Source organism: Marinobacter flavimaris (assembly GCF_045057155.1).
In the GTDB taxonomy this organism is placed as follows: domain Bacteria; phylum Pseudomonadota; class Gammaproteobacteria; order Pseudomonadales; family Oleiphilaceae; genus Marinobacter; species Marinobacter manganoxydans.
Window position 1 is genome coordinate 1,661,698 of the sequence record NZ_CP171359.1, and the last position, 18,216, is coordinate 1,679,913.

An 18,216-nucleotide genomic window follows, 5' to 3' on the forward strand; every position below is an offset into this window, starting at 1 on the left:
TGATTCATACGTTGTAAAAGTCCCGATACCAGTCTACAAATCGGGCAATCCCCTCCTCTACGGGAGTGGCCGGCTTGTAGCCTACGTCGTCGATCAGATCATCGACATTGGCGTAGGTGGCGGGAACATCGCCGGGCTGCAACGGAAGCAGGTTTTTCTCCGCTTTCTTGCCTACCCGTTCCTCAATAATCTCGATGAACCGGGACAGCTCAACCGGGTTGTTACTTCCGATGTTATACAACCGGTATGGCGCCTTGCTGGTGCCGGGGTCCGGAGTTGCACCGCTCCACTGATCGTTGGGCTCGGCCACATGATCCAGGGTGCGAATCACGCCTTCCACAATGTCGTCGATGTAGGTGAAATCCCGACGATGGTGGCCGTGATTGAAAACGTCGATGGGGTCACCGGCAAGTATCTTCTTGGTGAAGATAAACAACGCCATATCCGGTCGGCCCCAGGGACCATAGACAGTAAAAAACCGCAGACCAGTGGTCGGCAGGTTATAGAGATGACTGTACGTGTGGGCCATGAGCTCGTTGGCCTTCTTGGAGGCCGCATAGAGACTCAGCGGATGATCCACGTTGTCGTGTACCGAGAACGGCATGGACTCGTTGGCCCCGTAGACCGAGCTGCTGGATGCGTACACCAGGTGCTTCACCTTGTTGTGCCGGCAGCCTTCGAGGATATTCATGAATCCGACAAGGTTGGCATCCACATAGGCGTGGGGATTCTCGATGGAATACCGCACACCCGCCTGGGCCGCCAGATGCACGACCCGTTCAGGCTTGTGCTCGGCGAAAAGCGCTTCCATGGCGGCCCGGTCAGCCACATCCTCGCGGACCTCGGTAAAGCCAGCCTTGCCAGTGAGGCGCTCCAGTCGCGCTTCCTTCAGGTTCACATCGTAGTAATCGTTGACGTTATCCACGCCAATGACTTCATCGCCCCGATCGAGCAGGCGATGTGCCAGGTGTGAACCGATAAACCCGGCCGTGCCGGTTACAAGAATCTTCAAGTGTCTCTCCTTGAAACGTATACCAGCCTTAGAACGAAACGCCCGCACTCACGAACGGGCCGCCAATCTCAACATCCAGGCGGTCATTGCCGTCTTCGTAATCAATGGCCATCTGACGGTAGCCCGCGCGCAACTGAATCAGCGAGATCTCATACTGGCCGTAGGCGTTGAAATCGTGCAGCGAGTCGCCATCGAAGCTGATGAAGTTGCCTTCTGCGCCAACCGACACGCCGGTTAACGGCAGATCAAAACGTGCCGCCAGATAGCCCATGGGAATTACTCCGTCCACCTTGGTTTCACTCGGGCTAAAGCGGCCGTTTGTGTCCTGAACAACCAATTCGCCGGACAAATCGCGGGCGGTAATGCCGAGATCCAAATTCACCCAGTTATCCAAAACCTCGTAATAAAGGGTCAGGTCCAGCTGGTCGAGATCGAAGTCAGATTGAACCTCAACGCTGCCCGGAATTCCGACGAATTCGGAAGTACCCAGACGGCCACGACCACTTTGCTCGATTACGGTGTAGTTCAGGCGAACATTGGGCAATAAAGGCACCGGATGCTCCAGATACAGCGACGCATTGGCATCGGAGTCACTATCGAGATTCAGATCATTTTCGACGTCGACCACATCACCACTGTTGGCAGCCTGACCGGAGAGGTCAGAATCCCAGTAACTCACGCTGGCACGCAGACCAACGACGTCCGCCTGGGACAAAGGCGCCACCAGAATCAATGAACCACCTACAGCAAGCATCAGTTTACGCATGACACACCTTTCGAATTTGTTATAAATTTCAATCAGTCGAACTGGATTCCCAAACGGCGTCCGACTTCCTCGTACGTTTCGATAACCTCGCCCAGCCCCTGGCGGAAACGATCCTTATCCATTTTCTTGCGGGTTTCCTTGTCCCAGATCCGGCAACCGTCCGGACTGAACTCGTCACCCAGCACAATCTTGCCTTCACTGCGGCCGAACTCCAGCTTGTAGTCCACCAACAGCATGCCTGCCTGGTCAAACAGGGCCTTGAGTACGTCGTTCACCCGGTAGGTCAGCGCTTTCATCTGGTCCAGCTCTTCGGCTGCCGCCCAGCCGAAGCTCACGGCCAGGGATTCGTTGACCATGGGATCGTGGAGAGCGTCGTTCTTCAGGAACAGTTCGTAGGTTGGCGGATTCAGCTCCTGTCCTTCTTCCACCCCAAGACGGCGGCAGAGGCTGCCGGCAGAAACGTTGCGAACCACGCACTCGACCGGAATCATGTCCAGTTTTTTAACCAGCGACTCAGTGGAAGACAGCAACCCTTCAAAATGGGTCGGTACACCCGCCGCTTCCAGCTTCTCCATAATGAACGCATTGAACTTGTTGTTCACCATGCCCTTGCGGTTGAGCTGTTCCTTCTTCTCGCCGTCAAAGGCGGATGTGTCGTCACGGAACTCCAGCACAAAGCGATCGGGGTTGTCTGTCCGGTAGACGGATTTTGCCTTGCCGGCATATAGTTCTTCGCGTTTTTCCATTGGGGGTCTCCGAAAAGCGGCCGCCCTGGGCGGCCTCTTCCTGAATCAGTATAGGTAATCGAACAGTTGCGCGAGCAGATCCGGCGTCGTGCGGCTGCCCGTGTAACCCGGAACGTCTTCGGCAGAGATGACGATTGCATCGCTCTGCTGGCTAAGGTTAACCGTGTGAGTATGCTGGGGTGCTTCCTTGTCGCTGAACCAGCTGAACCAGCCCGGATCCCGCTCGTCTTCGGTGCGGAAGTCGACATGGAACCAGCCTTCGCTGCGGTTGAGATCAACAACAGGAATACCCGAGTCTGTCAGCGCCCGGCTCACTTCCGCCCAGGAACGCCCGTAATCAAGCTCCATGCGGATCGCGACCGCCTCATCATTTTCCGAAATCAGGCGAACAAGCGGTTCGCTGACCATTCCGGATGCGGCGCGGGAAAAGGACTTGGTTTCCTCGCGGGCCCTGAGAAAATCGCTCAGGTCAGACAACAGGCGCCTCTGCAGCTCCAGCGCCTGCTCCGAGGGATCGGTCACTTCCGCCCAGGGAATCAGTTCCTCTGGCTGCTCCGGAACTTCCAGCCTGCGCACCTGAACTTCGGTGGTCTTGCGGCGAACGCCTGGCGCCATACGCACCTGAAGAACCACTTTCTGCTCGCCGGCAGACGGATTATCGGAAAGCTCCACGAGATCCCGTGCACGCTTGCTGAAGTTGGCAAGCTCTGTCTGAAGGATACCCAGTTGGGGGCTATCGAAACCGACACCCAGACCCCGCTCGGACAGATAGCTGTTCACGGCCGGCCAGATTCTTCCCGGCACGTCGTTGACCAGCAGCCAGAGCCGGCCATCCAGCTCTTCGATCACATAGTTTTCATCCAGGATGTCCGAGGTCATGTCCGGCGGACGCGGTATATCGGACGGATACATCTTGCTGGCATCGGCCGGCTGGACATCGCGGATGGGCATGGTCTGGCTGAAACGGGAATCGTCGGCAGTGGCCGGCAGTTCCAGTGGCTGCCCTTCCGTGGCATTCACATAATGCTCGGAACGGTCATCAATCAGACCGCATCCCGAAGCTGCTGCCAGAAGCAGCAGCCCGGACACAACAACAATAGGCTTCAACATCAAGGTACTACCGGTTCCTTTTAGAACCTGCATCAGGTTACTCCGGGGATGGGATGATTTAAGCAAACTCAGAGTACACCTGAGGACTTGAGGGCATCTTCCACTTCGCTATGGAACTTTTCGCTGAGCGGTGTCAGCGGCAAGCGGATGCCTTCTCCAATCATACCCATGCGATGGAGCGCCCACTTAACCGGAATCGGGTTCGCCTCAAGGAACAGCTTCCGGTTCAGCGGCATCAGCAGCTCGTTAAGACGCTCGGTCTCCTCGCGGTTGCCGGCAACGGCCGCTTCGCACAGCTGCGACATTCCCCTGGGAGCAACATTGGCTGTGACCGAGACGTTACCCTTGGCACCGGCCAGCATCAGCTCTGCCGCCGTGGCGTCATCACCGGAGTACACAGCCAGACGGCCATTCAATGCTTCGATCAGTTCGGCGCCCCGGGGAATATTACCGGTGGCGTCCTTGATACCCACGATGTTCGGGATATCGGCGAGCCGGAGCACGGTCTCGTTCAGCATGTCGCAGGCGGTTCGACCGGGCACGTTGTAAAGCATCTGGCTCATGCCGGGGACGGCTTCGGCGATGGCCTTGAAATGCTGGTACAGGCCTTCCTGGGTCGGCTTGTTGTAGTAGGGGACAACGAGCAGGCAGGCATCGGCACCAAGCTTGTGGGCTTCCGCAGTCAGTTCAATGGCCTCACGGGTACTGTTACCGCCCGTGCCCGCAATAACCGGGATGCGACCATCAACGCGTTTAATGATATGGCCAATCGTCTGGCAATGCTCTTTCGGGTCGAGCGTTGCGGATTCGCCGGTGGTGCCCACAGCAACAATGCCGTGCGTGCCGTTTTCAAGATGAAAGTCTACCAGCTTGTCCAGATCCTCCCAGTGAATGTCACCGTTTGGATGCATGGGCGTGACCAGTGCGACAAGGCTACCCGTAATCATAAAAGCTCCGTCCGAATAAAACCGATATGGTAATGTTGGGCACGAACTGACACAAGGGAATTAAAGGAGATGTCATGCCATCCGTCGAGTTAAACAAACCCGTTCCGGATTTTGAAGCCGCCGCCACCGGAGACCAGACCGTCCGGCTGGATGACCTGAAGGGTCAGAATGTTGTGATTTACTTCTATCCAAAAGACAACACGCCCGGCTGTACCACCGAAGGCCAGGACTTCCGCGACCGGATGAAGCAGTTTGAAGAGCTGGATACGGTCATACTCGGGGTATCCAGGGATGGCCTGAAAGCCCATGAGAATTTCCGGGCCAAGCATGAATTTCCCTTCCACCTTATTTCAGACAAGGACGAAGCCCTTTGTAACCTCTTTGACGTGATCAAGCTGAAAAAGCTCTACGGCAAGGAATACATGGGCGTCGATCGCAGCACCTTCCTGATCGACAAGGACGGGGTGCTGAGAGCGGAATGGCGTGGTGTGAAAGTCAAAGGCCACGCGGACGAGGTGCTAGAGGCTGTAAAGGCGCTTTAAGCGCCTTTCAGGCGTCGCCGGTTTCGGTCAGCGGCGCAGACTCCTTCACCGGCCAGGCGGCAAACACAGCCTTGAGCATGGTCGCCAGCGGAATGGCAAAGAAAACACCCCACAAGCCCCAGATGCCCCCGAAGAACAGCACCGCGACGATAATCGCGACCGGGTGAAGGTTGTTCACCTCCGAGAAGAGGATCGGGACCAGGACGTTGCCATCCAGTGCCTGGATAACACCGTACACCACCATCACCCAGATGAACTGGCTGCCCCAGCCGAAGGCGAACAGGGCAATCACCGCAACAGGGATGGTGACGACGGCCGCGCCGATATAAGGAATCACCACACTCAGCCCCACCAACAGCGAGAGCAGCGCAGCGTAAGGCATCCCCAGCAGCTTGAAGGCAATGTAGGTGGCGCCGCCCACAATCAGGATCTCGACGGCTTTGCCGCGCACGTAGTTGGCGCATTGGAGGTTCACCTCGTGCCAGATCTGCAGCATCATCGGGCGCTGGGGTGGCAGCAGCCGGGCGATGGAGTTGAGCAGCACCTCCCTGTCCTTCAGGAAAAAGAACACCAGGATAGGCACCAGCACCATGTAGATCAGCAACGCCACGAGATCTGGAATACTGGACAGCGAGAACGACACCAGCCATTGGGTCATGTGCCCCACTTCCGTACTCACCTGGCTGTAAACGGTGCTGACAGCTTCTCCGGAAATCAGGTGGGGATACTGCTGTGGCAGCAGCTCAAGATAGGATTGCAGCTCCCGGATAATGCGTGGCGCCTCGCCGGCCAGGTTGCTCAACTGCGTCCAGATCAGCGGAAGCAGGCCAAACAGGAAGCCAACAAGCACGCCGAGGAAAACCAGGAAAACCCCAATAATGGAAACCGTCTCTGGAACGCCCAGTTTGTTGAGCTTGGTGACCAGACCCTGCAGAATAAAGGCCACAATCAGCGAGGCAATGGCCGGCGCAAGCATGGCACCGAACCAGATAACAAAAATGGTTCCTGTCACCAGTATCAGGAACAGGATGACCGCTTCTTCATCCGAGAAGTATTTGTGCGCGAGACCGCGTAATGTCCTGATCATTTACAGCTCCGAAATCTTAACCGCCGCACTTTATCACAAACCGGTACTGCCCGGCGGTTTCAGAACTGCTCATCAACTTGTGATCGGACATCTGCAGAAAGGCCGGAATATCCCTGGCGGAACCTGCGTCCGTAGCAATCACCTCGAGTTCTTCACCGGGCGCCATGCTGTTCAGTTCCAGCTTTGTCTTCAGCAGCGGCATCGGGCAGCGCAACCCTGAGGCATCAAGCGTTCGATCAACCATACTAGCGATACACCATCACAAAATAATAAGCGCATTTAACAAGCAGGCATTATGCCGACAGTGATAATGTATTGCATCACAATCCTCGTTAACCAGAGGATCAGAACTTTTTATCGCAAACCGCTGTCAAACCGGCGATTCAGACCACAGGCACCCGGCTTTACATGATTGCTATTCAACCCAGATCCCGAACGCTACCGGCCATGGCCATCACCGCCCTGCTGGCCCTGCTGCTTTTTTCAATGCCGGGCCACGCTCAGGAGAGCAGGCTTCCGAGCATTGGCGGTTCCGGTGGGGGCCTGATCGCGGGCCAGCAGGAATCGGATATTGGCCAGCAGGTAATGGTATCTATCCGCCGATCCGCGCCGAGGATCAGCGACCCCCTGGTGTATGACTACCTCAGCGCCATTACCTATCGCCTGGTGCCCTCGGCCCCACTCCAGAATCGGGACCTGACCCTGGCATTGATCGACAGTCCTGCTATCAACGCATTTGCGGTGCCCGGTGGCATTGTAGGCGTTAATGGCGGTCTGTTTCTCAATGCTGCGACCGAGCAACAATTTGCGTCCGTTCTCGCTCACGAACTTGCTCACCTCAGCCAGCGGCATTTTGCACGGCGCATGGAGCAGCAGGAAACCAGCGCTCCGCTCACACTCGCCGGTATGATTGCGGGCATTGTTCTGTCGGCGGTCACCCAGTCTGACATCGGTTTTGCCGCCATTGCCGGGACCCAGGCCCTGGCCGCCCAGAACATGCTTGCCTACAGCCGCTCCCATGAACAGGAAGCGGACCGGGTCGGGCTGGACATTCTGGCCAGCGCCGGGATGGACCCTCGCGGCATGCCGGAAATGTTTGAAATCATGATGCGTCAGAACCGCATGCAGGGAAATCGACTGCCAGAGTATCTGTCTACGCACCCGTTAACCCAGAGCCGCGTGGCCGACACCCGGAATCGTGCCGAACAGTATCCAGATGAAAACATCCGGGACGGCCAGGAATACCATCTGATGCGCAGCCGGCTGCAAGTGCATTACGCGCCCTCCCCCGACGTAGCCGTCGAAACCTTTGAAGCCTACCTCGATCGGCCGGATGCCCAGAGAAACGATGCCATCCGGTATGGCTTGTCCGTGGCCTACCTCGAGGACCGGCAATACGAGAAGGCAGTGGATATACTGAACGATCTGCTGGCCACGAATCCGGGCCGAATCACCTTCCAGGTAACCCTCGCAGAGGTCAGGCTTGCACAAGATCGTGTGGACGAGGCTCGATCCACTCTGAAAGACGCACTGGCGAGGAATCCGGGGAACTATCCAATCACCCACACCCTCGCCCTCACGGAAATAGCCGATGGTAATGGCGCCGCTGCGGCGGAGCATCTCAAACAGCTGACCCGTCAGCTACCGGGACAGGAGCATCTCTGGCTGAAACTGGCCGAGGCGGAGGGCATGGCAAGGAATATTGTGGGCGTGCATCGTGCCCGGGCAGAGTACGATGTTCTGATGGGCGATCTGGAGTCTGCCGAGCGTCAGCTAAGGCAGGCTCAGGAGAAGTTGCCGGCCGGGGCGCCACAGAGGCAGATTGTGACCGAGCGGCTGGCAGAAATCACCAGCCGCCTGCACGCCAGGGCCAACAGCTGATCAGGCGTTGCCAGCAGCCTTGAGATTCATGTTGGCGGTAAAATCCAACATGCGCTGCAGAGGCTGCAGCGCTTTCTCTCTCAGTTCCGGATCCACGAACACTTCCTGATCGCCCCGCTCCAGTACCTGTAGCAGATTCTGAAGGCCGTTCATCGCCATCCAGGGGCAATGGGCGCAGCTACGGCAGGTAGCTCCATTGCCTGCGGTGGGCGCTTCAATCAGCGTTTTGTTCGGAGCCAGTTGCTGCATCTTGTAAAAAATGCCGTTGTCAGTGGCAACGATGAACTTTTCGTTAGGCATGGTCTGGACAGCATGAATCAGCTGCGAGGTTGAACCCACAACATCCGCCATCTCAACAACGGCATCGGGCGATTCCGGGTGGACCAGTACCGCCGCGTCCGGATAAAGGGCCTTCAGATCCTCCAGACCGCGGGATTTGAATTCCTCATGAACGATGCAGGAACCGTCCCAGAGCAGCATATCAGCACCCGTCGTTTTCTGGACGTAGTGCCCCAGGTGCTTATCCGGCGCCCAGAGGATTTTTTCGCCGCGGGCATCCAGATCTTCAACAATAGCCTGGGCACAGCTTGAGGTAACCACCCAGTCCGCCCTCGCCTTCACAGCCGCAGACGTATTGGCGTAGACCACGACCGTGCGATCCGGGTGCTGGTCACAAAACTCGGCGAACTCATCGGCAGGACAGCCCACATCCAGGGAACAGGTCGCCTCAAGCGTTGGCATCAGAACGCGCTTTTCAGGATTCAGGATCTTGGCGGTTTCGCCCATGAACCTCACGCCGGCAACAACGATTGTGGAGGCCGAATGTTGGTTGCCAAAACGGGCCATCTCGAGGGAGTCCGCAACACAGCCACCGGTTTCCTCGGCAAGCCGCTGGATATCGGGATCGGTGTAATAGTGAGCCACAAGCACCGCATCCTGCTCCTTCAGAGCCGATTTTATACGAGCCTCCAGGTCGGACTTTTCGTCCGCGCTGAGCGGCTTCGGCTCGGCAGCATGCGCCAGGTGCTCTTGTACAAGGATACGGTCTTCAGCGTATGTCATTACTGCGTCTCTGTATTGCGTGAACCCGGATATTATAACATTCATGCCCCAGGCTTAATGTTTCTGAAACAGTGCGATCATACACTTGTAATCGCTTTGCCTGTTCCCTGTTTACCTAGGTAGGAACGTATACGCAAAAAAAAAGAGCCCGGAGGCTCTTTTTTCACAAAAACCCGCAGGCTTCTGTTATTTGGTGGGTCGTGAAGGATTCGAACCTTCGACCAATTGGTTAAAAGCCAACTGCTCTACCAACTGAGCTAACGACCCGTAACTGGCGACCGAAGCCTTGACTTCAATCTATACCGAATGACTCAGCCCACCCGGTATTTCGTGTTTGGTGGGTCGTGAAGGATTCGAACCTTCGACCAATTGGTTAAAAGCCAACTGCTCTACCAACTGAGCTAACGACCCAAACGAGGCGCATATAGTAATGATTTTTGGCCGTTGATCAACCCCTTTTTCTCAGGTTTCTCAACATTTTTGCCGCGCCAGACAATCAGCCGTTCTGGGACTCCAGAAACTTCCGTGCGAGGTCAGCAGCACTGCTGGACGGGTAATCATCAATCACAGTTTGCATGCTGCGCCGAGCCTGTTCCTTTTCGCCCAGGCGATCATGAGTTACGCCCAGCTTATAGACCGCATCCGGAGCCTTGCGATGGTCGGCAAAACGGGTAGCGACAATCGTGAACGCCTGTTTTGCCTGTTCGAGCTGCGGCTTGACCAGATAGACCTCGCCGAGCCAGTAATAGGCGTTGACCGTCAGATCACCTTCCGGATATTCATCGATAAATTCGTATATCCGACTAATGGCCTCATCGTATTTTTTCTGATTACGAATCAGGTCCTGGATCTGCTCGTAGGCCTTTCGTTCTTCCGCATCGGGCTGGCGGTATTCCCTGGCCTCCCGGGCCTGGCCTGAGGCAGCAGAGCCACCACCTTCGCTGGCTTCGGGAGCCGGCTGTGATGCGACCTTTTCCGAGAGATCCAGAATACGCTGATCCAGATCGATATAACGGTCGCGCCCTTGCTGCTGCAGGCGGTTAATCAGGTGCCGCTGCTCCTCCACTTCGCCCTGGAGCCGTCTGACTTCACCCTGAAGCTGCTGGATCATGTAGAACAGTTCCGACGTCGCCTGACTGCTGTTGGCGTTACGCTGACTGTCCTGGGCTGATTGCGCCAGGGCCACTCCCGCCTGCCCGAGGGCAAGCGGAAGCACCACTGTCGCCATGAGGATTTTTCTCATGGTCGTTCCTGTGTGATTACTCAAATACGAGTTCTACACGACGATTCTGGGCCCAGGCGCTCTCGCTGGAACCCATCACGGCCGGCTTCTCTTCGCCATAGCTTACGGTCTCGAGCTGGCCACGTGAAGCACCGTTTACGATCAGGAAACGCTGAACGGCGTTAGCACGACGCTCGCCAAGGGCCAGGTTGTATTCCTTGGTACCGCGCTCGTCGGCGTGACCCTCAATGCGGACGTTCTGACCCGGGTTGTTGGCGAGGAAACGGGCATGTGCCACCAGCACATCGCGGGCTTCCTGCTTGATTTCAGCCGTATCGAAATCAAAGTAGAAGGTGGTGATTTCACGCAGGGCCTGTTGTTCGGCCTGCTTGCGAGCTTCCATACGCTCTTCTTCGGTCATGGCTGAAGAAGAAACACCGCCCTGGTCGTCACCTCCGTAAACAGTGGATCCACCTTCCTGGTCTACAGCAGCCACATCGGAACCATACTCGCCGCCTTCTTCGGAGGTACCACCGGTAGAGCTACAGCCCGCTACCAGACCGACGGACAACAACAGTGCGAACGCTTTTGATTGAGCTGAAAAATTCATGTTTTCTTCCTTTCAGTTGAGTGACGTTATTGCTTGAACAATGGCCAACACCGGAAAGCTCCGGGAGTCAGCGAACCAAAGGTCCCCAGGCGGGCTCACGGACATCGCCTTCGGATGCCGGCAAGCTGTACGCTGCTCCACCATCCGCGGAAATAACCGTGAGCACGTTGCTGCCATTCTGCCGGGTAGCGTAGATCAGCATCCGGCCATTGGGCGCAACACTGGGAGACTCATCAGACTCGGTGCGGGTTAGGATCGTTTCCTCCCCGGTTTTCAGTTCGGTACGGGCAATGTGAAATGCCCGATCGCGCTGGTGAACGTAATACACATAGTTACCGTCATTGTCGGGCCTTGGCCGAGCGTTGTAACGGCTGCCGAAGGTGATACGACGAGGCTCCGCACCCGGTGTATCCATGTGGTAAATCTGCGGACCTCCGGACCGGTCCGACGTAAAGAAAATGCCCTTGCCAGTGGCGTCATAGCTCGGCTCGGTATCAATAGCCCAGTGGTTCGTAAGCTTGGTCAACTGCCGGGTATCCAGGTTCATCCGGTAGATCTCGGCATTTCCGTCTTTCGAGAGGGTCATCAACAACGATCGGCCATCGTCGGACCAGGCCGGCGCCGAGTTGAGCCCCGGAAAGTCGGCCACTTTGGTGCGATTGCCGGTTGCAAGCTCATGAACAAAAATCACCGGTTTCCCTGTTTCGAACGACACATAGGCCAGCTTTTCCCCGTCTGGCGACCATGCCGGTGACAGGATGGGTTCCTGGCTTTCAAGACGGATTCTGGCGCGCTTGCCGTCCACGTCACTGACCTGCAGTCGGTAACGGGGTTTGCCGTTGGCGGTATCAAGCGTGATATAGGCAAGCTTTGTTGAGAAGGCACCCGGCACGCCTGTGATGGCCTCATATACCTTGTCGCTGATGTGGTGAGCGAGCGAGCGCATATTGGAGGCAGGTGCCGCCGCAGTTTCACCGAGAATCCGTTCCTCGCGGTTTACATCGAACAACTCATACCGGGCCTGAACACGGTCACCACTTCGGCTGAGGGCCCCCACAAGGACATAGCGCTGGCCCAGCAGGCGCCAGTCCCGGAAATACACTTCCTCCCGCCTGGATGGCAGGCTCAGCATCTTCTCGGGAGGCAGAGTCCGGAATTCGCCCGTCATGGTCAGATCCGCCTGAACAATGCTGCTGACCTTGTCGCCAGCGGGCATCTGTCCAGACTCGGCGAAAGGCACCACTGCAACAGGAATGGCCGAATCCGCGCCTTCAGTAATCCGGATCAACAGCTCCGCCCGGGCTGCCGAAACCGCGAAAAAGATCAGCGCCGTGGCGGCAAGAAGCGTTCTGGACGGTTTGTGCCAAATCCGATGTGTCATAATGTTATCCATATCATTATCTATTCATCCGGCGTGGATTGAACTCAATCGTAAACTGTCGAAAATACCGGTCAAAAGTGCTCCGATCGTTGGGAATTGGATACCTTTGTAACGAGCGCACGGCCTGTAGAGCCGAATTGTCAAAGGCCCTGTTTCCGCTGCTACTTACTAATTCGGCCCTCGCAAGCTCCCCGGTCGGCAGCAACATAATCTGAACCCGCGCCGACATATCTTCAGTGGCAGAAGATGGCGGGTACCAAGCATTGCTGAGCTGTTCTCTGATGAGAGCCTGATACTTCTCACTCTCCGACAGCATCTGAGCTTCCCGGGCTTTGGCAGCAGCCGCTTCACGCTGGCGACGCGCTTCTTCCTCCCGAGCTCTCTGGGCTGCCTCCGCCTGGGCCTCCAACTGCTGTTCCCGGAGCTTGCGCTCTGCCTCGAGGCGCTTGCGCTCAGCTTCCTGGCGAGCCAGTTCCTCCTGGCGCTTTCGTTCGGCCTCTTCCCGCTTCCGCTGCTCTTCCTGGCGCCGCTTCTCTTCTTCGGCTTTTCGTTCTGCCTCTTCCTGACGGCGTTTTTCTTCCTCAGCTTTCTGCCTGGCCCGCTCCTTGGCTTCCGCTTCCGCCTTTTGACGGGCAGCCTCCGCTTCACGGGCTTTCCGGGCTTCGAGTTCTTTCGCCTCTGCTTCCTGACGCTCCTGCTCTTTCTGCTGCTGAAGCCTCATTTGTTCTTGCTGCCGCTTCTGCTCTGCAATACGACGGGCTTCTTCCTCCTGCCTTTGTCGTTCAGCTTCTTCCTTGCGACGCTGCTCTTCGGCCCGGCGTTCTTCGTCCCGCTTTTGCTGATCGACCGGCTCTACCACCGGGCTCGGTTCCGGCTCCTGCTGGGTAATCAGCCGGGCCGATATGCTCCTGGGTGGCGGCTCATGATCGGTGCTGGTCCAAGACCAACCCGCAAGCGCAATGCCCAGAATCAACAGGTGCAACGTGACCGAGAGCGCCACCGGTGATTTCCATGGTGGCACGCCTGTTGTGGTTACTTCGCGCTGGTGATCTCTCACAACACTCCTGCCCGCAACACTATCAATTGTCGTCCCGGGGTGATTCGGTGATCAGGCCGATACTGCTCGCCCCGGCACCCTGCAACTCGGCCATCAACCGAACCACTGTGCCGTAAGTAACATTCTCATCGCCGCGAACCAGAATCTCACTGGAGGCCCGTTGCGAGAGGATCTTGGAAACCTGGGCACGCAGGTCGGACAGCGTCATGGGGTCACTGCCCTCGTCTCCGATCTCGACGTAGTACGCTCCGTTTGCATCAACCGAAACAATGATGGACTCAACATCCTTGTCAGACTGAATAGGATCGGAAGTGGTCTGGGGCAGATCAACCTTCACCCCTTGCGTCAGCATCGGGGCGGTGACCATGAAGATGATCAGCAGCACCAGCATTACGTCAATGTACGGAACCACGTTGATCTCCGACATTGGCTTGCGCCGGTTTTCCGGCATCATTCCCATGCCTTTCATAGAACTCTGCTCCCGGGCTGATTCCTGCCTCTAATTACCAACCGCATCATGCGGCGCCCTTCTCGCTCTGGTGGACGCGGCGATGGAGGATGCTGGAAAACTCATCCGCAAAGGTTTCGTAGTTCTTCAACAGGGCATCGGACATGGCGGAAAAACGGTTATAGGCAATAACCGCCGGTATTGCGGCGAACAGACCCATGGCGGTTGCGATGAGGGCCTCTGAGATGCCGGGCGCCACCGTCGCCAGTGTCGCCTGCTGAACCTGTGCCAGCCCCCGGAACGAGTTCATGATGCCCCAGACGGTACCAAACAGACCCACATAAGGGCTGGTGGAGCCGACCGTCGCCAGAAAAGGCAGGCTGGCCTCCAGCCGCTCATGCTCCCGGGAAAAGGCCACCCGCATTGCCCGCTGGGTACCTTCCATGACCGCATCGGCATCCCGGCTTTGCTGGCGCAACCGGGAAAACTCCTTGAATCCGGCCCGGAACAGGGATTCCATGCCGGAAAACGGTGTTGGATCGGCGTTCACCTCCCGGTACAACTGCCCCAGATCCATGCCTGACCAGAAACGCTCCTCGAACGCCAATTGCGCCTTCCTGGCCTTCCGGAACACCTGCAGGCGCTGGAAAATCAGGGCCCAGGACATGATTGACGCCAGGGCCAGCAAAAGCATGACCAGCTGAACCAAGACACCGGCATTGGCAATGAGGTACCAGACTGAAAGTTCTGAATCCACTTCTTACTCCTGGCTCGTTCTGTTTATCGTTTCGGTGGGCTGGACATTCCTGGCCAGCAATTCCTGCATATTCGTCGGTAACCGGCGGGGACGACCGGAATCAAGCGCGATGCAGGCTACCCGCACATCACTGTCACTCAGCAACTTTCGGTCTTCGGCCCGCATCACACGCTGACGGAAATCCATCCAGACTCTACCAAAAGCCATGGGTTCCGCAGTAACCAGCAGTTCGTCATCAAGCTTGGCCGGCACCGCATAATGAATGGTCAGCCGTTGCACCACATAACTGATATTGTCTGCCAGACCCGCCCTGAGGCCAACGCCGCAACTGCGCACCCATTCGGTTCGGGCCCGCTCCATGTAATGGAGATATTTGGCATGAAATACGATGCCACCGGCGTCGGTGTCCTCGATATAGACCCGAATCGGCAGTTCGAACCTTCCCTCTGGCGCCTGTTCAACCAAAAAGATCGTCCTCCCTGCCCGACTTCGGCGGAATAACGCCGAAATGCTGATAGGCGTTGGAGGTCACCATCCGCCCTCTGGGAGTCCGGACTATATAACCCTGCTGGATCAGGAAGGGCTCAAGCACATCCTCAATGGTGCCGCGCTCTTCACTGATCGCGGCAGCAAGGCTCTCGACCCCCACAGGGCCGCCGTCGAATTTCTCGATCATGGCCAGCAGCAGACGCCGATCCATGTGATCGAAACCCTGGTTATCCACTTTCAGCATGTTCAGTGCCTGATCGGCGATATCAGAGGTGATACGACCGTCTGAGCGGACTTCCGCAAAATCGCGGACACGGCGCAACAGGCGATTGGCGATACGCGGGGTACCCCGGGACCGGCGGGCAATTTCGAACGCGCCTGCCTCATCGACGGCTACAGAAGACAATCGCGCGGAGCGCAGAATGATGCTGGTAAGATCTTCGGTGTTATAGAACTCCAGCCGTTGCACGATGCCGAAGCGGTCACGCAGCGGCGAAGTCAGCAAGCCTGCCCGGGTGGTCGCCCCGACGAGGGTGAACGGCGGAAGGTCAAGTTTGATGGAGCGGGCGGCCGGGCCCTCACCGATCATGATGTCGAGCTGGTAATCTTCCATCGCCGGATACAGCACTTCTTCCACTGCCGCGCTGAGACGGTGGATCTCGTCAATGAAGAGAACGTCTCCTTCTTCGAGATTGGTCAGCATCGCGGCCAGGTCGCCGGCTTTTTCAAGCACAGGACCAGACGTTGTCTTGATGGATACGCCCATCTCATTGGCGATGATATTGGCAAGGGTTGTTTTGCCCAGACCGGGCGGGCCAAAGATCAGAACGTGGTCCAGCGCTTCCTGACGACCCCGGGCCGCGGATATGAAAATATCCATCTGCTCACGGACCGTGGGCTGGCCAACATACTCGGCCAGCAGGGTCGGGCGAATGGCCCTGTCCTGTACTTCCTCATATTCACCGGCCCGGGCCGAGATCAACCGGTCGGATTCGATCATGGCATCACCCATAGTGTGGGAATCAACATCGTGCCTCACGTTTGCCCGCCATTCCAGCGCAGCCCCAATTGTACAAAGGGGTTAGCAGGTGTCACGTTACGCTCTCTACAGGTTCGCGACAGGTTCTGACGATCAGGCCGGAATCATGTTTCGCAGGGCCAGACGGATGAGCGTTTCACTACTCATCCCCTCCTCGGCCACTTTGCTGATGGCCTTGGCAGCCTCCTGGGGCTTGTAACCCAGAGCGATCAGTGCGGCTTCCGCCTCTTCAGTGGCCGCCGGCCCGTCAGCGGGGCCTTGTCCGCCCGGCTGCCCCACGCCTGTCGTCTCGGGCGACGTTGGCACAAATTGCCCTTCAAGTTGCCCTATCCGGTCCGCCATTTCAATAAGAAGCCGTTCTGCTGTCTTCTTGCCAACGCCGGGGAGCTTGACCAGTGAGGCGGAGTCACGATTCTCGACACAGCGAATGAACTGCTGTGCGTCCAATCCGGAAAGAATGCCAACGGCCAGCTTAGGGCCAACCCCATTGACCTTGATCAGCAGGCGGAAGAGGTCCCGGTCCAGGCTGGAAGCAAAGCCGTAGAGGCTCTGGGCGTCTTCTCGGACGGCAAAATGGGTGTGCAGGGTGACTTCATCGCCGGTCTCCGGCAGATGAAAGAAGGTGGTATAGGGGATGTCGACTTCATAGCCCAGGCCCGCGCACTCAACCAGCGCCTGGCCCGGAGCCTTTTCAACCAAAATACCTCGGATACGACCAATCAAGCTGAATCTCCTGTCGCTCCTGGGAGCGGTTTATTGTTGTCGCACGCGACCGCTTCGGACTTTTCCCGCGCCACTGGCCACCCGCAGAATACTCTGGCTCATGTGGGCGTGGCACATGGCAATGGCGAGGGCATCGGCCGCATCCGCCTGGGGTTTGCGTGAGAGCGAGAGCAACACCTGAACCATGTGCTGAACCTGGGATTTGTCAGCGCCGCCCTTGCCGACCACCGCCTGCTTTACCTGCCTCGCCGAGTATTCATGAACCGCCAAGCCACTGTTGGCGGCACTGACGATGGCCGCGCCGCGGGCCTGACCGAGCTTCAAAGCCGAGTCAGGATTGCGGGCCATGAACACCTGCTCGATGGCAAATTCTTCCGGCCGATACTCTCCGATCAGGGTGGCAAGGCTCTGGAATATGGTCTGAAGGCGTTCGGCCATGGGCTTCTCGCCCACCCGGATACAACCACTGTCGATGTACTCGATGTGTCGACCATCTGCCCGAATGACGCCGTAACCGGTAATTCGTGACCCCGGATCAACGCCCAGAATTATCGCCACATCAATGCTCCTGACTGGTCAAAGCGATTCCATGATGTCGCCGGAGATATCCGCGTTATGGTAGACATTCTGAACATCGTCCAGATCTTCGAGCATATCAATAAGCTTGAGGATGGTTTCCGCGCCGTCCCGATCCAGCTCAACCCGCGTGGATGGAACCATGGTTACTTCAGCATTGTCCGGCACCAGTCCCGCATTGACCAGCGATTCCTTGACGTCCAGAAACTGCTCGGGTGTGGTTACGATTTCCAAGGAACCGTCTTCCTGGACCGCAAGGTCTTCGGCACCGGCGCTGAGTACGGCTTCCACCAGCCTGTCCTCTTCCCACTCCGGACCGTAGCTGATGATGCCCTGCTTGCTGAAAAGGTAGGCGACCGATCCGTCGGTACCGAGATTGCCACCCATCTTGTTGAACGCGTGGCGGATTTCAGCCACAGACCGGTTTTTGTTGTCGGTCATGACTTCCACGAATATCGCCACACCACCGGGGCCATAGCCTTCGTAGGTCAGCTCTTCGTAGTTGTCATCATCGCCACCACCGGCGCCACGTTCAACCGCGCGCTCGATGGTGTCTTTTTTCATATTGGCGGTGAGCGCCTTGTCGATGACGGCGCGCAGGCGGGGATTATCATCGGGATTCCCCCCGCTCTGGCGCGCGGCCACGGTCAGCTCACGAATGATTTTGGTGAAGATCTTGCCCCGCTTGGCATCTTGTGCCGCCTTGCGGTGCTTGATGTTGGCCCACTTACTGTGACCCGCCATACAGCTCCTCCCTTAAA

Annotated in this window: 21 protein-coding genes and 2 tRNA genes; 2 read left to right on the forward strand and 21 right to left on the reverse strand. The window is 57.3% G+C overall.

The window, feature by feature from the left end; genetic code table 11:
• Positions 1-4 precede the first annotated feature (4 nt).
• From ACGK9W_RS07670 to dapA, 5 genes are read right to left on the reverse strand one after another with little or no spacing between them, the layout of a single operon-like run.
• The gene (locus tag ACGK9W_RS07670) at positions 5-1,012 is read right to left on the reverse strand and encodes an NAD-dependent epimerase (RefSeq protein WP_405420162.1); all 1,008 of its coding nucleotides are present in this window, start codon (positions 1,010-1,012) and stop codon (positions 5-7) included.
• Between the two features lie 28 nt (positions 1,013-1,040).
• Positions 1,041-1,778 (reverse strand): TIGR04219 family outer membrane beta-barrel protein, encoded by a 738-nt coding sequence (locus ACGK9W_RS07675; protein WP_405420165.1) that lies wholly within the window; start codon positions 1,776-1,778, stop codon positions 1,041-1,043.
• Between the two features lie 32 nt (positions 1,779-1,810).
• Positions 1,811-2,524, reverse strand: a complete 714-nt coding sequence (gene purC, locus ACGK9W_RS07680) for a phosphoribosylaminoimidazolesuccinocarboxamide synthase (protein ID WP_405420168.1) — start codon at positions 2,522-2,524, stop codon at positions 1,811-1,813.
• 45 nt (positions 2,525-2,569) lie between these two features.
• Positions 2,570-3,667, reverse strand: a complete 1,098-nt coding sequence (bamC, locus tag ACGK9W_RS07685) for an outer membrane protein assembly factor BamC (RefSeq protein ID WP_405420171.1) — start codon at positions 3,665-3,667, stop codon at positions 2,570-2,572.
• A gap of 35 nt (positions 3,668-3,702) precedes the next feature.
• The gene (gene dapA, locus ACGK9W_RS07690) at positions 3,703-4,581 is read right to left on the reverse strand and encodes a 4-hydroxy-tetrahydrodipicolinate synthase (protein WP_405420174.1); all 879 of its coding nucleotides are present in this window, start codon (positions 4,579-4,581) and stop codon (positions 3,703-3,705) included.
• Positions 4,582-4,655: 74 nt separating this feature from the next.
• Between dapA and ACGK9W_RS07695 the strand changes: the two genes are divergently transcribed.
• Positions 4,656-5,123, forward strand: coding sequence for a peroxiredoxin (locus ACGK9W_RS07695; protein ID WP_405420177.1), 468 nt, complete (start codon positions 4,656-4,658; stop codon positions 5,121-5,123).
• A gap of 7 nt (positions 5,124-5,130) precedes the next feature.
• Here ACGK9W_RS07695 and ACGK9W_RS07700 read toward each other — a convergent pair whose 3' ends face one another.
• Both ACGK9W_RS07700 and ACGK9W_RS07705 read right to left on the reverse strand, forming a co-directional pair.
• Entirely contained in the window at positions 5,131-6,210 is a 1,080-nt protein-coding gene (locus ACGK9W_RS07700) for an AI-2E family transporter (protein ID WP_405420180.1), read from the reverse strand.
• 16 nt (positions 6,211-6,226) lie between these two features.
• On the reverse strand, positions 6,227-6,454 hold the full coding sequence (locus tag ACGK9W_RS07705) for a sulfurtransferase TusA family protein (protein ID WP_008169116.1): 228 nt from the start codon (positions 6,452-6,454) through the stop codon (positions 6,227-6,229).
• Positions 6,455-6,657: 203 nt separating this feature from the next.
• Here ACGK9W_RS07705 and ACGK9W_RS07710 point away from each other — a divergent pair, with 203 nt between their 5' ends.
• A complete protein-coding gene (locus ACGK9W_RS07710; protein ID WP_338354972.1) occupies positions 6,658-8,091 on the forward strand; it encodes a M48 family metalloprotease in 1,434 nt (477 codons plus the stop codon).
• Here the strand turns inward: ACGK9W_RS07710 and nadA are convergent, their stop codons facing one another.
• The 14 genes from nadA to ACGK9W_RS07780 form a co-directional block, all read right to left on the reverse strand.
• On the reverse strand, positions 8,092-9,153 hold the full coding sequence (gene nadA / locus ACGK9W_RS07715) for a quinolinate synthase NadA (protein ID WP_014577384.1): 1,062 nt from the start codon (positions 9,151-9,153) through the stop codon (positions 8,092-8,094).
• 191 nt (positions 9,154-9,344) lie between these two features.
• Positions 9,345-9,420, reverse strand: a tRNA-Lys gene (locus ACGK9W_RS07720).
• 68 nt (positions 9,421-9,488) lie between these two features.
• Positions 9,489-9,564, reverse strand: a tRNA-Lys gene (locus ACGK9W_RS07725).
• Positions 9,565-9,649: 85 nt separating this feature from the next.
• A complete protein-coding gene (gene ybgF, locus ACGK9W_RS07730) occupies positions 9,650-10,396 on the reverse strand; it encodes a tol-pal system protein YbgF (protein WP_008169119.1) in 747 nt (248 codons plus the stop codon).
• 16 nt (positions 10,397-10,412) lie between these two features.
• Positions 10,413-10,985, reverse strand: a complete 573-nt coding sequence (pal, locus tag ACGK9W_RS07735; protein ID WP_008169120.1) for a peptidoglycan-associated lipoprotein Pal — start codon at positions 10,983-10,985, stop codon at positions 10,413-10,415.
• Positions 10,986-11,052: 67 nt separating this feature from the next.
• Positions 11,053-12,366: a Tol-Pal system beta propeller repeat protein TolB gene (gene tolB / locus ACGK9W_RS07740; protein WP_014577386.1), complete on the reverse strand. Its 1,314-nt coding sequence runs from the start codon at positions 12,364-12,366 to the stop codon at positions 11,053-11,055.
• Between the two features lie 16 nt (positions 12,367-12,382).
• Positions 12,383-13,366 (reverse strand): cell envelope integrity protein TolA, encoded by a 984-nt coding sequence (gene tolA / locus ACGK9W_RS07745; RefSeq protein ID WP_405420992.1) that lies wholly within the window; start codon positions 13,364-13,366, stop codon positions 12,383-12,385.
• 79 nt (positions 13,367-13,445) lie between these two features.
• Complete coding sequence (gene tolR, locus ACGK9W_RS07750) at positions 13,446-13,892, reverse strand: protein TolR (protein WP_014577388.1); 447 nt, start codon at positions 13,890-13,892, stop codon at positions 13,446-13,448.
• Positions 13,893-13,938: 46 nt separating this feature from the next.
• Positions 13,939-14,565: a protein TolQ gene (gene tolQ / locus ACGK9W_RS07755; protein WP_254775350.1), complete on the reverse strand. Its 627-nt coding sequence runs from the start codon at positions 14,563-14,565 to the stop codon at positions 13,939-13,941.
• Positions 14,566-14,631: 66 nt separating this feature from the next.
• Positions 14,632-15,093 (reverse strand): YbgC/FadM family acyl-CoA thioesterase, encoded by a 462-nt coding sequence (locus tag ACGK9W_RS07760; protein WP_008169129.1) that lies wholly within the window; start codon positions 15,091-15,093, stop codon positions 14,632-14,634.
• On the reverse strand, positions 15,086-16,117 hold the full coding sequence (ruvB, locus tag ACGK9W_RS07765) for a Holliday junction branch migration DNA helicase RuvB (RefSeq protein ID WP_288367865.1): 1,032 nt from the start codon (positions 16,115-16,117) through the stop codon (positions 15,086-15,088). Before ruvB ends, ACGK9W_RS07760 begins: the two co-directional genes overlap by 8 nt.
• Before the next feature lie 132 nt (positions 16,118-16,249).
• Complete coding sequence (gene ruvA, locus ACGK9W_RS07770; protein WP_288367866.1) at positions 16,250-16,879, reverse strand: Holliday junction branch migration protein RuvA; 630 nt, start codon at positions 16,877-16,879, stop codon at positions 16,250-16,252.
• A 30-nt stretch (positions 16,880-16,909) separates the two neighbouring features.
• Positions 16,910-17,437, reverse strand: a complete 528-nt coding sequence (ruvC, locus tag ACGK9W_RS07775; RefSeq protein WP_014577393.1) for a crossover junction endodeoxyribonuclease RuvC — start codon at positions 17,435-17,437, stop codon at positions 16,910-16,912.
• A gap of 18 nt (positions 17,438-17,455) precedes the next feature.
• Positions 17,456-18,199, reverse strand: a complete 744-nt coding sequence (locus tag ACGK9W_RS07780; protein ID WP_405420190.1) for a YebC/PmpR family DNA-binding transcriptional regulator — start codon at positions 18,197-18,199, stop codon at positions 17,456-17,458.
• Positions 18,200-18,216: the final 17 nt, after the last annotated feature.